Source organism: Streptomyces sp. JHA26 (genome assembly GCF_002005565.1).
Lineage (GTDB): Bacteria > Actinomycetota > Actinomycetes > Streptomycetales > Streptomycetaceae > Streptomyces.
Map to the genome: position 1 here is coordinate 14,757 of NZ_BDJC01000021.1, position 14,232 is coordinate 28,988.

Sequence of the window (14,232 nt, forward strand, 5' to 3'; positions counted from 1 at the left end):
GGTCGGGGGTGTGCAGGGCGACGATATCCGGCGGCGTCGGACGCCCGGCCGGGTGGGTCGCCGTGAGGAGACCTGATCGCTCTCCCTGACGTAAACGCTTGCGCAAGCGTTTACGCCGAGCGTGGGACGGGTTACGCTCCCCGGCAGCACGACGGGCAGCACACCAGGCGGCGCGAGGGACGTACGGCGCGTACGGCGCGTACGGCGCGTACGGCGCGTACGGCGCGTACGGCGCGTACGGCGCGTACGAGGGACACACCAGGGAAGAGGACGCTCGGATGGCGACCATGGCCGACGTCGCGCGGAGCGCCGGGGTCTCCGTGGCGACGGTCTCGCACGTCCTCAACGGCACCCGTCCCGTGCTGCCGCACACCCGTCAGGCGGTGCTGGACGCCGTCGAGGAGCTCGGCTACACCCCGAACACCCTCGCCCGCTCCCTGGTGACCTCCCGGACCCGTTCCCTCGGGCTCGCGGTGTCGGCGATCAGCAATCCCTACTTCACGGAGATCCTCCAGGGCGTCGAGGCCGAGGCCCTGGAGCACGGCTACAGCCTGCTCATCGCCGACCCGCACGACGACCCCGGGCACGAACTCACGGTCGTGCGGCTGCTGCACGAGCGGCGCGTGGACGGCGTGATCGTCGCCCCCTCCGCCGATCCGGGCGCGCTCCTCGCCTACCTGGCACGCCACCGGGTGCCCGCCGTGCTCCTCGACCGGGTCGTCGACGCGCCGGAGAAGGGCGGTCCCCGCTTCGACCAGGTGTGCGCGGAGAGCGCCGGTCCCACCACCGGGCTGGTCGGCCACCTCGCCGGGCTCGGCCATCGCCGCATCGGCCTGGTCGCGGGCCGGGCGGGGTTCAGCACGACGCGCGAGCGGATCGCCGGGTACCGGGACGGTCTCACCGCCGCCGGGCTGCCGTACGACGAGCGGCTGGTGGTGCACGGGGACTCCGGTGCGGCCGGGGGCGAGCGGGCCACGGCGGCCCTGCTGTCCCTCGCGGCGCCGCCCACCGCGCTGGTCACCGCCAACAACGCGATGACCATCGGCGCGCTGCGCGCCCTGCGGGACCGCGGCCTGTCCGTGCCCGGCGATCTCGCGCTGTGCTGCTTCGACGACTTCGCCTGGGCGGACCTGTTCGCACCGCGCCTGACCGCCGTCGCGCAGCCCGGCAAGGAGGTCGGCGCCCAGGCCGTCCGGCTGCTGCTGGAGCGGCTCGCCGCGCCGGACCGGCCGGCCAGGACCGTGCGACTGCCCTGCGCCTTCGTCCACCGCACCTCGTGCGGCTGCCCCGAGCAGCCCCGGCAAGCCTCCGAACAGGCCCACGAAAGGACCCTCCCGTGATCGTCGTCGCCGGTGAGGCACTGATCGACCTGGTACCGCAGGGCACGGGCGCCCTCGCCGCGCTGCGCCCGGCGCTCGGCGGCGGCCCGTACAACACCGCCGTCGCGCTGGGCCGCCTCGGCTCCCCCGCCGCCTTCTGCTCCCGGGTGTCCTACGACGCCTTCGGCGAGGCGCTGCTGGACCGGCTCCGCGAGACCGGCGTGGACGTGTCGCCGGTGCAGCGCGGGGCCGAGCCGACGACGCTCGCCGTGGCCACGGTCGGCGCGGACGGCTCGGCCGCGTACTCCTTCTACGTGGAGGGCACCGCGGACCGGCTGTTCACGGTGCCGTCCGCGCTGCCACCGGGCACCCGGGCAGTGTCCTTCGGCACCTGTTCGCTGGTGCTGGAGCCCGGGGCGAGCGCGTACGAGGAGCTGCTGCGCGAGACGGCCGCGCGGGGCGTGTTCACGGCGCTCGACCCGAACGTCCGGGCGGGGCTGATCCCGGACCCGGACGCCTACCGGGCCCGGTTCAAGAGCTGGCTGCCGTCGGTGTCGCTGCTGAAACTGTCCGCGGAGGACGCCGAGTGGCTCGGCGGCACCCCCCGGGAGTGGCTGGCGGCCGGTCCGGCGGCGGTGGTGATCACCCGCGGCGGTGAGGGGCTGACGGCGTTCACCCGTGACGGGGGCGAGTACACGGTGCCGGGCGAACGGATCGAGGTGGTGGACACCATCGGCGCGGGCGACACGGTGAACGCGGCCCTGCTGCACGGCCTCGCGGTGCGGGACGCGCTCACCGGGCACGCGGTGGCCGCACTGGGGTCCGACGGCTGGACCGACCTGCTCCATTTCGCCGCCCGCGCGGCGGCGGTCACCTGTTCACGCGCGGGCGCGGAACCTCCGTACGCCCACGAGGTGGCTCTCTGAGGACCGGCGGGCCTCGACCGGCCGGCCGTACGGCCCGCAGGGCACCGGGCTGCGCCCGTCAGGTGGCCCGGTGCGGCATCGCGGCGGGCGGCGGGCGGCGGGCGGCGGGCGGCGGGCGAGCTTCCGGATGCGCGGACGCGCCGTGCCCCACGGGTTCTTCCGTGGGGCACGGCGCGTCCGTGCCGGGGCCCTGCGCGTGGACGCCGGGCCCCGGCACGCCGGGCTCGTCAGGCCTTGCGCGACCGCGTCGTCTTCTTCGCGGCGGTCCTGGCGGTCCCGGCCTTCTTCGCCGCGGCGGTGCCGATCTTCCCGGTGGCCGTCTTCCTGGCGGTGGCCTTGGCCGCCACCGTCTTCGCCGCCTTGCGCGTGGCCTGCGCCGGGATCGCGTCACTGACCCGGTCGGCGCCGAGGATGTCCCTGAGGAACTTGCCGGTGTGGCTGGCCGGAACGCCGGCGACCTGCTCGGGTGTGCCTTCGGCGACCACCAGGCCACCGCCGGCGCCGCCTTCGGGCCCCATGTCGACGACCCAGTCGGCGGTCTTGATCACGTCGAGGTTGTGCTCGATGACGATGACCGTGTTGCCCTTGTCGACCAGGCCGGACAGAACGGTGAGCAGCTTGCTGATGTCCTCGAAGTGCAGGCCGGTGGTCGGCTCGTCCAGGACGTAGACCGTGCGGCCGGTGGAGCGGCGCTGCAGCTCGCTGGCGAGCTTCACGCGCTGTGCCTCACCGCCGGACAGGGTGGTCGCGGACTGGCCGAGCCTGACGTAGCCGAGGCCGACGTCCTTGAGCGTCTTCATGTGCCGGGCGATCGCGGGAACCGCCTCGAAGAAGTCGGTCGCCTCCTCGATCGGCATGTTCAGGACGTCGGCGATGGACTTGCCCTTGTAGTGGACCTCCAGGGTCTCCCGGTTGTACCGGGCACCGTGGCAGACCTCGCACGGGACGTAGACGTCCGGGAGGAAGTTCATCTCGATCTTGATCGTGCCGTCGCCCGCGCAGTTCTCGCAGCGGCCGCCCTTGACGTTGAAGGAGAACCGGCCGGGCATGTAGCCGCGGACCTTCGCCTCCGTCGTCTCGGCGAACAGCTTGCGGATGTGGTCGAAGACGCCGGTGTACGTCGCCGGGTTGGACCGCGGGGTGCGGCCGATGGGCGACTGGTCGACGTGGACGACCTTGTCGACGAGGTCGTCGCCGTCCACCCGCGTGTGCCGCCCGGGCACGCTGCGGGCACCGTTCAGTTCCCGCGCGAGGTGCGTGTAGAGGATGTCGTTGACCAGCGTCGACTTGCCGGAGCCGGAGACGCCGGTCACCGCGGTGAAGACACCCAGCGGGAAGGACACGTCGATGTCCTGCAGGTTGTTCTCGCGGGCGCCGTGCACGGTGAGCTGCCGGGACGGGTCGCGCGGACGCCGCACCTCGGGCAGCGGGATGGCCTTCTTGCCCGACAGGTACAGGCCGGTCTGCGACTCGGCGTTGTCGAGCAGCTCCTTGACGGAGCCGCTGTGCACCACCTTGCCGCCGTGTTCGCCGGCGCCGGGGCCGATGTCGACGATCCAGTCGGCGACCTTGATGGTGTCCTCGTCGTGCTCGACGACGATGAGCGTGTTGCCCATGTCGCGGAGCCGGACGAGGGTCTCGATCAGCCGGTGGTTGTCGCGCTGGTGCAGGCCGATGGACGGCTCGTCGAGGACGTACAGCACGCCGACGAGTCCGGAGCCGATCTGGGTGGCCAGGCGGATGCGCTGGGCCTCGCCGCCGGAGAGCGTGCCGGCCGCGCGGTTCAGCGAGAGGTAGTCCAGGCCGACGTCGACCAGGAAGCGCAGCCGCTCGTTGACCTCCTTCAGCACGCGCTCGGCGATCTTCTTGTCCCGGTCGCTGAGCTTCAGCTCGCCCAGGAAGTCGGCGCAGTCGCTGATGGACATCGCCGAGACCTCGGCGATCGACTTGCCCATGACGGTGACCGCGAGGACGAGCGGCTTCAGGCGGGTGCCCTCACAGGTGGGGCAGGGCACCTCGCGCATGTAGCCCTCGAAGCGCTCGCGGCTGGCGTCGCTCTCGGACTCGCTGTGCCGGCGCTTGACGAAGGGGACGGCGCCCTCGAAGGCCGTGGTGTAGCGGCGTTCGCGCCCGTACCGGTTGCGGTAGCGGACCTCGACCTGCGTCTTGTGCCCGTTCAGCAGGGCCTTGCGGGCACGCAGCGGCAGTCCCGCGAACGGGATGTCCGTACGGAAGCCCAGCGCGTCCGCGAGGGCGCCGATGAGGCGGGCGAAGTAGTCCTTGGTGTGCCCGTGCGACCAGGGGTGGATGGCGCCCTCGTCCAGGGACTTGTCCGGGTCCGGGACGATCAGCTCCGGGTCGACCTCCATGCGCGTGCCGATGCCCGAGCAGTCGGGGCAGGCGCCGAAGGGCGAGTTGAAGGAGAAGGAGCGGGGCTCCAGCTCCTCGAAGGACAGGTCGTCGTACGGGCAGTACAGGTGCTCCGAGTACATGCGCTCGCGCTCGGGGTCGTCCTCGGGGAGGTCGACGAAGTCGAGCACGACCATGCCGCCGGACAGGCCGAGCGCGGTCTCCACGGAGTCGGTGAGGCGGCGCTTGGCGGAGTCCTTCACGGTGAGGCGGTCGACGACCACCTCGATGGTGTGCTTCTCCTGCTTCTTCAGCGTGGGCGGGTTGGAGAGCTGGACGGTCTCGCCGTCCACCCGCGCGCGGGAGTAGCCCTTGGTCTGCAGGTCGGCGAAGAGGTCGACGAACTCGCCCTTGCGCTCGCGCACCAGCGGCGACAGCACCTGGAAGCGGCTGCCCTCCGGCAGCTCCAGGACCTTGTCGACGATGGCCTGCGGCGACTGGCGCGAGATGGGCCGGCCGCACTCGGGACAGTGCGGCTTGCCGATGCGGGCGAAGAGCAGGCGCAGGTAGTCGTAGACCTCGGTGATGGTGCCGACCGTGGAGCGCGGGTTGCGCGAGGTCGACTTCTGGTCGATGGAGACCGCCGGGGAGAGGCCTTCGATGAAGTCGACGTCCGGCTTGTCCATCTGGCCGAGGAACTGCCGGGCGTACGAGGAGAGCGACTCCACGTAGCGCCGCTGGCCCTCCGCGAAGATCGTGTCGAAGGCCAGGGAGGACTTACCCGACCCGGACAGGCCCGTGAAGACGATGAGCGAGTCACGAGGCAGGTCGAGCGAGACGTTCTTCAGATTGTGCTCGCGCGCGCCACGGACGATGAGACGGTCGGCCACGCCGGTCCGCACCTTTCTTGAGAGAAGTGACAGGGGCGGGGCCCCCGTCTTCCTCAGACTAGGGGGAGCCACTGACAACGCCGGTCGATTCACCGGTTGTCAACAAACCCCGACTCCCCAGCATGCCCGACGCCGCACTCGACCATATAGCACGTGCATTCGATTTTCGGGGATCGTCCGCATCCTTCACCCGAAGGAGTGGCGCGGTCTAAGGTCGACGGCATGATTGATCACGCGCGTGACCTGGCGTCTGTACGGGACGCCACCGAGCGACTGCTGCTCGCGGTCGGCAAACTGGACAACGCGGGCGTGACGGACCAGTCACGGCTCCCCGGCTGGACCCGCGGTCACGTCCTCGCCCACCTCGCCCGCAACGCGGACGCCCTCGTGAACGTTCTCGAAGGCCGCCCCATGTACGTGTCCGCCGAGGCCCGCGACGCCGACATCGAGCGCGACGCCCCGCGTCCTCCCGAGGCACAGCTCGCGGACCTGCGCGAGAGCGCGGCCCGCTTCCAGGCGGCGGGCGCCGTCCCCGCCGACTGGTCGCGCACGGTCGCGCTGCGCAACGGGGTCACCGACTCGGCGTCCCGGGTGCCGTTCCGGCGCTGGGTCGAGGTGGAGCTGCACCACGTGGACCTCGGGATCGGCTACGAGCTGGAGGACCTCCCGGAGGAGTTCACCGAGCGTGAGATCGCGTTCCTGGCGGCCCGCTTCACCGGGCACCCGGACGTGCCGCCCACGCACCTCACGGACGGCACGCGCGCGTGGCGCACGGGCCGCGAGGAGGGCGGACGGGAGATCACCGTCGCCGGGGCCCCCGCCGACCTGCTGGGCTGGCTCGCCGGGCGGCGCGAGGGGTCCGCGCTGACCGTGGACGGGGGCACGCTGCCCGCCCTGCCGCCGCTGTAGCCGGGGGAGGCGGTTGCGGACCGCCTCCCGGCGCTAGGCTGGCCGTCATGACCTACAGCGGAGAGGTGCGGGTCGGCGGCCCCGCCCAGGTGCACGAGCTCAAGGACCTGATGATCACCAAGCTCGCGGTCGGCCCGATGGACAACAACGCCTATCTGCTGCGCTGCCGGGCCACCGACGAGCAATTGCTGATCGACGCCGCGAACGACGCGCACGCGTTGCTCGGCACCATCGGTGACGACGGCATCGCCTCCGTCGTCACCACCCACCGGCACGGCGACCACTGGCAGGCGCTGGCCGAGGTCGTCGCGGCCACCGGCGCCCGGACCTACGCCGGCCGGCACGACGCCGAGGGCATCCCCGTGCCCACCGACGTACCGGTCGACGACGGCGACACCATCCGGGTGGGGCAGGTGGAACTCACCGCGCGCCACCTGGTCGGGCACACGCCGGGCTCGATCGTCCTCGTCTACGACGACCCGCACGGACATCCGCACGTGTTCACCGGGGACTGCCTCTTCCCGGGCGGTGTGGGCAACACGCACAAGGACCCCGAGGCGTTCGCAAGCCTGATGCACGACGTCGAGACCAAGGTCTTCGACGTCCTCCCGGACGAGACGTGGGTCTACCCGGGACACGGCAACGACACCACGCTGGGCGCGGAGCGCCCCCACCTGCCGGAGTGGCACGCGCGCGGGTGGTGAGCGCCCCCGTATGCGCCCCGTGTGATGCGTTCGCCCGCAGCGACACCCCATGCGCGCTGTCGTCCCGCGGGGACGGGGCGGTCCACTGGGGGGCTGCCCCGCCCAGGACGACGGCTCCCGGGCGGCACGGGCCGCCGGTCTTCCGTTCCCTGCGCCCTCGGCCGGCGGCCCCGGCTCGTCAGGTGGCGGCCTGTCCCGCCCCGGCCAGTGCCGCGATCCGCTCCACGCCGAACACGTATCCCTGCACACCGCATCCCGCGATCACGCCGTCGGCCCGCTGCGACACGTAGGAGTGATGCCGGAACGGCTCGCGCTGGTGGATGTTGGAGATGTGGACCTCCACCACCGGCAGCCCGTCACAGGTGTTGAGCGCGTCCAGGATCGCGACGGACGTGTGCGAGTAGGCGGCGGGGTTGATCACCATCCCGCAGTGGTTCAGCCGTGCCTCGTGGATCCAGTCGACCAGTTCGCCCTCGTGGTTGGACTGGCGGAAGTCCACCGTGCCGCCGTGTGCCGCGGCGGCCTTGACGCACAGGGCCTCGACGTCGGCGAGCGTGTCGGAGCCGTAGATCTCCGGCTGGCGCTGGCCGAGCAGGTTCAGGTTGGGCCCGTTGAGGATCATGATCGGGGCGTTGGCCAGGGTGCGGGGCACGGTTTCCTCCGGTCCGTTCGAGGTGCGGCGGTCCTTGGCCGACCGGCGCTCGCCCCGGTTTATCACGGTGCGTCGGCGACACGGCCGCCCGTATCCTCCCCGCATGCCGATGATCGTCTATCCGCCCAAGCCCTCGCCAGGAGACCGCGTCGCGGTCATATCCCCCGCGTCGGGACTGCCCGGGCTGTTCCCGCTCCCCTACGAGTTGGGCCTGGAGCGGCTGCGCAAGGAGTTCGGCCTGGAACCGGTCGAGTACCCGGCCACCCGGAAGATGGGCTCGACACCGCGCGAACGGGCCGACGACATCCACGGGGCCTTCGCCGACCCGGATATCAAGGCCGTGTTCGCGTCGATCGGCGGCGACGACCAGATCACCGTCCTGCCGCACCTGGACCGGGAGTTGCTGCGGGCCAACCCGAAGCCGTTCTTCGGGTGGAGCGACAACACGAACCTGCTCGCCTTCCTGCGCAACACGGGAGTCGTCGCCTACCACGGCGCGAGCGTGATGTGCGAGCTGGGCCGTTCCGGTGCCATGCACCCGCAGACCGCCGAGTCCCTGCGGGCAGCGCTGTTCACCTCGGGCCCGTACGAACTGCGGCCCGCCGAGCGCTGGAACGACGTGGACCGGGACTGGGCCGACCCCGCGACCTTCGAGACGGAACCGGGGTCCCGGCCCGGTTCGGGCTGGTCCTGGGTCCATGCCGACCGGGTGGTCGAGGGGCGCAGCTGGGGCGGCTGTCTGGAGATCCTCGGCGGACTGCTGATGGCCGACCGCGAGATCGCGCGGGATCCGGCCGAGTACGACGGGGGTGTGCTGTTCCTGGAGACCTCGGAGGAACTGCCGAGCTCCACGGAGGTCTTCCGGACGCTGCGCGCCATGGGCGAGCGCGGCCTGCTCGGGCGTTTCTCCGCCCTGCTGATGGGCCGCCCGAAGACGTGGTCCTTCGAGCGTCCCCACGGCCTCGAGGAGGGTGCCCGTTACGCGGCGGAGCAGCGGGAGGCGGTGCTGCGCGCGATGCGGACCTACGCTCCCGAGGCCACGATCGTCTTCGACGTGGACCTCGGCCACACCGATCCGCAGGTCGTCGTCCCGTACGGCGGACACGTCCGCGTCGACGGCCCCGCCCGGCGGATCGTCGTCACGTACTGATCCACGCACCGGTCCGCGTGCCGGGGCTCCTCGCCGGCTAGGGGTTGATCGCGAGTTCCAGGTACGCCGCGAACAGCACCAGGTGGACGCCACCCTGCAGCGGTGTGGCACGCCCCGGCACGACCGTCAGGGAGGCCACCACGACCGTCAGCGCGAGCAGCACCATGTGGGTGGGGCCGAGGCCCAGGACCAGCGGCCCGGAGAGCCAGACGGAGGCCAGGGCGACGGCCGGGATGGTCAGTCCGATGCTGGCCATCGCGGACCCGAGCGCGAGATTCAGGCTGGTCTGTACCCGGTCCCGGCGGGCGGTGCGCAGGGCGGCGATGGTCTCGGGGAGGAGGACCAGCAGGGCGATGATCACGCCGACCACGGCGTGATGGAGCCCCGCGGCTTCCACCCCGTCCTCGATGGTGGGTGACACCCCTTTCGCCAGCCCGACGACGCCGATCAGAGCCAGCGCCAGCAGGCCCAGGCTGACCAGCGCGGTGCGGGCCGACGGCGCGTTCGCGTGGTCCTCCACGGTGATCACCTCGCCCTGCCGGGTGATCGGGAGGAAGTAGTCGCGGTGCCGTACGGTCAGGGTCGTGATGAACAGCCCGTAGAGGATCAGTGAGGACAGCGCCGCGAAGGTCAGCTGGACGGTGGAGAACTCCGGGCCCGGCGCGCTGGTCGTGAACGTCGGCAGCACCAGGCTGAGCGTGGCCAGGGTCGCCACCGTGGCGAGGGCGGCGCCGGTGCCCTCCGGGTTGAACACCGCCGTGCCGTGGCGCAGGGAGGCGACGAGCAGGCTGAGCCCGACGACGCCGTTGCAGGTGATCATCACGGCCGCGAAGACGGTGTCCCGGGCGAGGGTCGCGCTCTTGTCGCCGCCGTCCGCCATCAGCGTCACGATGAGGGCGACTTCGATGACGGTGACGGCGATGGCGAGCACGAGGGAGCCGAAGGGCTCACCGACCCGGTGGGCGACCACCTCGGCGTGGTGCACGGCCGCCAGGACGGACAGCGCGAGCACGACGGTCAGCAGCGCCACGACCACACCGGGGAGGTCGCGTCCCCAGGTGAGGCCCAGCAGCACGACCGCGACCACGGGCGTGACGGTCGTCCACTGTGCGAGGAGCGCCCTGGGCCGAGTGATCATGCAGCGATCGTCGCAGAGGCGAACGGCCTCCGCACTCCCGGTCACACGGACGGGGAACGTCGTCGGCCGGGCCCCGCGCTCAGGGCCACCTCTCCCGGCCGGCGCCGCGACGCCGGAAGCGGCGGACGGCTCTGCGCCGCTCGCCGCTCCCGGTGGTAGCAGCCTGCGCGCCCGACGGGCGGGCGCACCCGGGTCAGGCGTCGATGTCCTGCTTCGACGCGTCCTGGGCGGCCGTCGCTTCCGCCTGCTTCCGGGAGGTCCGGAGGCTGGTGATCGTGGTGACGATCAGCACCGAGCAGATCACGCCGAGCGAGACCGGAATGCTGATCTCGGGGACGTGGACCCCGGACTCGTGCAGGGCGTGCAGCACCAGCTTCACGCCGATGAAGCCCAGGATGATCGACAGGCCGTACGAGAGGTGGACCAGCTTCCTCAACAGTCCGCCGATGAGGAAGTACAGCTGCCGCAGACCCATCAGGGCGAACGCGTTGGCCGTGAACACGATGTACGGGTCCTGGGTCAGGCCGAAGATCGCCGGGATGGAGTCGAGCGCGAAGAGGACATCGGTGGTGCCGATCGCGAGCATCACGACCAACATCGGGGTCATGATGCGCTTGCCGTTCTCCTCGATCCACAGCTTGGTGCCGTGGTACCGGTCGGCGACACCGAACCGGCGCTCGGCGGCCTTGAGCAGCTTGTTCTCCTCGAACTCCTCGTCCTCCTCGTCGGCCCGGGCCTCCTGGATGAGCTTCCAGGCGGTCCAGATCAGGAAGGCGCCGAAGAGGTAGAACACCCACGAGAAGCTGGCGAGGATCGCGGCACCGGCGGCGATGAAGATGGCCCTGAGGACCAGGGCTATGAGGACACCGACGAGGAGTACTCGCTGCTGGTACTGCGTGGGCACCGCGAACTTCGCCATGATCAGGACGAAGACGAAGAGGTTGTCGACGCTCAGGGACTTCTCGGTGATGAAGCCCGCGAAGAACTCGCCGGCGGGCTGGCCACCGCCGAAGACGAGGAGCCCGAGTCCGAAGAGGCCCGCCAGCGCGATCCAGACGACCGTCCAGATCCCGGCTTCCTTGATCGACACGTCGTGCGGCTTGCGGCCGATGAAGAAATCGACCGCGATGAGGGCGGCGAGGCCCACGATGGTCAGGACCCACAGGGTCATGGAAACTTCCACTTACGCCTCCGGCAGTACGTCACACGGCAGATGTCAGCGTCGTCGCTGCCGGAGGTCTCTTCCACCCCGGGCATCCGGTGCGCGAAGCGCGTCCGGAGCCCACGGGCCGACGCCCCGGGATCTGGCCTGATCCGTATTGACGGGTACGCCGCAGTTGGCAGGGAGTACTCCCCTCCGTACGAAAAACAGTACCCCCATCACCAAGGAAAGGTAAAGAGGAGGGTAAAGGAAAAGCCAAAATGCCAGGTCAGCATGGCTTTACGAGACCTTGGTGCGAGCTTCGACTCACCGGTTCCACGAGTGCCGGGCCGCGGCGACCATGGTGAGCACCTGCTGGAGCACCTGGCTGCCGGGCGGCACGAGCGAGGGCTCGTACGTCCAGGCGTGGCCGACCCACGGGTCGGCCAGATGGTCGTCGGCCACCGGGGTCAGGCGCAGCAGCGAACGCCACAGCGGGTCGAGCAGCGGTCCGTAACCCGCGGACTCCTCGCGGTCGGCGACCAGCATCAGGTGCACACCGACCGCCGGGCCCTCGTCCGCGAGGTAGCGCAGCTGGTTCACGGCCCGGTCGTCGAAGCCGTGCGGGAAGTCGTTGACGATCAGGAGCTGCTGGGACGTGTCGAGACCGGGCGGCAGCGCGTCGGCGGCGCCTCCCCGCAGCGCCATCTGCACCAGGTCGACGCGCTGGGTGAGCCGGGCGAGCACGTCGGCCGTCCCCGCGGCGCCCAGGGCCGGCGGGGCGGCGAGCACTCCGCTCTGCACCAGCGGTGCCAGGGCCTGCGTCCCCGCTCCGGACGGGTCGATGACGTGGACGGTGAACTCGCCCGCGGGGTAGACGGCGAGCAGCCGGGCCGCGTGCGCGACCGCCGCCTCCAGGGCCAGGCGTCCCCTCTCGTGGGAGTCGGCGAACGAACCGTCGAGTGAGCCGGAACGCCCGCTGTCGATCCACAGGCCGCGCTCCAGCGGCAGCCGGACGAGCATCGGTATGCGTATCCGGTCGGCCTCGGGCAGCCGGAGGTCGCCCAGGCGCACCGCCATGGGGATCTCCATGGGCACGCGATAGGCGTGCCAGACGGGGTTGTCCCAGCGCGCGTAGGCCGCCGGCAGGGCGGGCTCGACGACCGCCGCCTCGGCGGCGAGCTGGGCGACGTCCCGGTCGAGGGCTTCCCTCGCCTGGGCCACGAGCTGAGCGTGGCGGGTGCGTGCGGCCTCGCGCGCGGCGTCGCCCTGCCCGCCGATCCGGCTGCGCGGGTCGGACAGGGCCTGGTCGATCTCCTTCTCCATGCGCGACTCGGCGAAGTCGACGGCGCTGCGGTACGCGGCCGCGGTGCGGGCCAGGTCCTCGAACATGCCCCACACCTGGTTGTACAGCCGCTCGTCCATCGACCAGCCGGTGGCATCGCCCGCGACGGGCTGTGCGGGCTGACCGGGTGCGGCCGGGGGCGCGGTCGGCGCGGGCACGGGCGGAGCCGCGTGCTGTCGGCGCGGGTGGCTGTAGTCGATCGGACCGCCGGACGTCTGCGGACCGCCGGACGTCTGCGGGCCGCCGGCACCCTGGGGGCCGTACGGGGACGCCGCCGGTACGGGGGCGGGCGTGCCCTGGGGCGCGCCCGCTCCGTGGTCCGGGCCGAGCGCCGGGGCGGCGGTCTGCCGGGCACGGTCGCCGTCCGCCGTCTGCGGCGAGGGGGCCGGCACCGAGCGGGCCAGGCCACCGGCCACCGCCTCCTGGACCGTGCCGGCGAGCCGGTGGGCCTGCGGCAGGCCCTGGTCGGCGAGGAGTTCGGCGAGACCGCCCGCGTAGCCCTGGCCGACGGCCCGCACCTTCCAGGCGCCCTGCCGGCGGTAGAGCTCCAGCGCGACGACGGCCGACTCGGCCTCCAGGCCGGTGATGGTGTAGCTGGCGACCTCGGTGCCGTCGAGGCCGGTGACGGCGACGAAGGGAGCGGCGACGGCGCCGAAGCGGAACGGGCCCGCCGCGTCGGCCGCGGCCAGGGCGAGCAGCACACTGACCCGGTGCACGGCGTCCGGAACGGCGTCCAGGTCCACCGCGAGCCGGTGGTCGGCGGCTGCCTGCCGGGAGACCTCCAGTCCGGGCAGCGCGGGCGTGCCCGGATGGGCCACCCACTCGGCCCCGTGGACCGTCCCGTTCTCGTCGCCGAGCGTGGCCGCGGCCACCACCGGCGTGCCGGCCGAGACCCGGATCTCCAGACGGGCCTGGGGAAGCGGGTGGTTCTGCCCCCGTACCAGCTCGGCCGTCATCGTCGTTCCCCCTGTGTCACCCGTGCGCCACTCGTGATGTGTGCTGAACCGCCCGCCCGTCCCTGACGGAACGGGCCGGGTCGGTGTCCCGCCCTACAGGACCGGCAGGATCGCCGGCATCAGGTCCTGGAAGGTGCGGCCGTTGGCCGGGGAACCGAGGGCGGTCATCGACCAGCCCTGTCCCGCCCGGTGCACCTTGGCCATGATCTGGGCCGTGAAGGCGCCGCCGCCGGCCAGTGTGTAGCGGGCGAGCTCCTGGCCGTTGGTCTCGTCCACCAGGCGGCAGAACGCGTTCTGCACCTCCTGGAACGTCTGGCCCGTGAAGGAGTTCACGGTGAAGACGATCTGGTCGATGTGGACCGGGACGCGCTGCAGGTCGACGAGGATCGCCTCGTCGTCGCCGCCCTGGCCGACACCGCCGACCAGGTTGTCCCCGGTGTGGCGCACCGAGCCGTCGTCGCTCACCAGATGGCGGAAGAAGACGACGTCGACCGGCTGCTTGTCGGCGAACAGGACGGCGGAGGCGTCGAGGTCGATCTCCCGGGTGCGCGAGCCGAACAGGCCGCGCCGGGGAGCCGCCTGCCAGCCGAGACCCATGCGCACCGACGTCAGGCTGCCGCCGTCGTTCTTCTGCAGACTGATGGCCTGACCCTTGGTCATGTTGACGGTCACGCGCTGATTCCCCTCTACGAACTGTCCCCTGTTGCCGCGGCGCCCGCGGTTGACCAGAACCCTACGCAGAGCCACCGACAG

Annotated in this window: 11 protein-coding genes; 5 read left to right on the forward strand and 6 right to left on the reverse strand. The window is 71.8% G+C overall.

The features are described 5' to 3' along the window. Positions 1-278 precede the first annotated feature (278 nt). Together JHAT_RS15140 and JHAT_RS15145 are read left to right on the forward strand one after the other, a co-directional pair. Complete coding sequence (locus tag JHAT_RS15140) at positions 279-1,340, forward strand: LacI family DNA-binding transcriptional regulator (RefSeq protein ID WP_077798694.1); 1,062 nt, start codon at positions 279-281, stop codon at positions 1,338-1,340. Next, positions 1,337-2,245 carry a carbohydrate kinase gene (locus tag JHAT_RS15145; RefSeq protein ID WP_077798695.1) on the forward strand — a complete coding sequence of 303 codons (909 nt, stop codon included), beginning with the start codon at positions 1,337-1,339 and terminating at the stop codon, positions 2,243-2,245. The genes JHAT_RS15140 and JHAT_RS15145 overlap by 4 nt, the downstream gene beginning before the upstream one ends. 227 nt (positions 2,246-2,472) lie before the next feature. Here JHAT_RS15145 and uvrA read toward each other — a convergent pair whose 3' ends face one another. Then, positions 2,473-5,484, reverse strand: coding sequence for an excinuclease ABC subunit UvrA (gene uvrA, locus JHAT_RS15150; protein ID WP_077798696.1), 3,012 nt, complete (start codon positions 5,482-5,484; stop codon positions 2,473-2,475). Positions 5,485-5,706: 222 nt separating this feature from the next. On the opposite strand from uvrA, the gene JHAT_RS15155 reads away from it, so the two are divergent. Further along, entirely contained in the window at positions 5,707-6,393 is a 687-nt protein-coding gene (locus JHAT_RS15155; protein WP_077798697.1) for a maleylpyruvate isomerase family mycothiol-dependent enzyme, read from the forward strand. Between the two features lie 47 nt (positions 6,394-6,440). Next, positions 6,441-7,097, forward strand: a complete 657-nt coding sequence (locus JHAT_RS15160) for an MBL fold metallo-hydrolase (RefSeq protein WP_077798698.1) — start codon at positions 6,441-6,443, stop codon at positions 7,095-7,097. Between the two features lie 178 nt (positions 7,098-7,275). On the opposite strand, the gene aroQ is transcribed toward JHAT_RS15160, so the two are convergent. Then, positions 7,276-7,749, reverse strand: coding sequence for a type II 3-dehydroquinate dehydratase (aroQ, locus tag JHAT_RS15165; protein ID WP_077798758.1), 474 nt, complete (start codon positions 7,747-7,749; stop codon positions 7,276-7,278). A 103-nt stretch (positions 7,750-7,852) separates the two neighbouring features. Here aroQ and JHAT_RS15170 point away from each other — a divergent pair, with 103 nt between their 5' ends. Next, complete coding sequence (locus JHAT_RS15170) at positions 7,853-8,899, forward strand: S66 peptidase family protein (RefSeq protein ID WP_077798699.1); 1,047 nt, start codon at positions 7,853-7,855, stop codon at positions 8,897-8,899. Between the two features lie 37 nt (positions 8,900-8,936). Here the strand turns inward: JHAT_RS15170 and JHAT_RS15175 are convergent, their stop codons facing one another. The 4 genes from JHAT_RS15175 to JHAT_RS15190 form a co-directional block, all read right to left on the reverse strand. After that, positions 8,937-10,037, reverse strand: coding sequence for a calcium:proton antiporter (locus tag JHAT_RS15175; protein WP_077798700.1), 1,101 nt, complete (start codon positions 10,035-10,037; stop codon positions 8,937-8,939). 193 nt (positions 10,038-10,230) lie between these two features. Continuing rightward, positions 10,231-11,220, reverse strand: coding sequence for a TerC/Alx family metal homeostasis membrane protein (locus JHAT_RS15180; protein ID WP_077798701.1), 990 nt, complete (start codon positions 11,218-11,220; stop codon positions 10,231-10,233). 285 nt (positions 11,221-11,505) lie between these two features. Beyond that, positions 11,506-13,479 (reverse strand): TerD family protein, encoded by a 1,974-nt coding sequence (locus tag JHAT_RS15185; protein ID WP_077798702.1) that lies wholly within the window; start codon positions 13,477-13,479, stop codon positions 11,506-11,508. Between the two features lie 93 nt (positions 13,480-13,572). Then, complete coding sequence (locus JHAT_RS15190; protein ID WP_077798703.1) at positions 13,573-14,151, reverse strand: TerD family protein; 579 nt, start codon at positions 14,149-14,151, stop codon at positions 13,573-13,575. Positions 14,152-14,232 lie beyond the last annotated feature (81 nt).

Coding starts and splice junctions, on each gene's coding strand:
- JHAT_RS15175 (WP_077798700.1), bottom strand. CDS start 10,037: ATGATCACTCGGCCCAGGGCGCTCCTCGCACAGTGGACGACCGTCACG.
- JHAT_RS15160 (WP_077798698.1), top strand. CDS start 6,441: ATGACCTACAGCGGAGAGGTGCGGGTCGGCGGCCCCGCCCAGGTGCAC.
- JHAT_RS15140 (WP_077798694.1), top strand. CDS start 279: ATGGCGACCATGGCCGACGTCGCGCGGAGCGCCGGGGTCTCCGTGGCG.
- JHAT_RS15185 (WP_077798702.1), bottom strand. CDS start 13,479: ATGACGGCCGAGCTGGTACGGGGGCAGAACCACCCGCTTCCCCAGGCC.
- JHAT_RS15155 (WP_077798697.1), top strand. CDS start 5,707: ATGATTGATCACGCGCGTGACCTGGCGTCTGTACGGGACGCCACCGAG.
- JHAT_RS15170 (WP_077798699.1), top strand. CDS start 7,853: ATGCCGATGATCGTCTATCCGCCCAAGCCCTCGCCAGGAGACCGCGTC.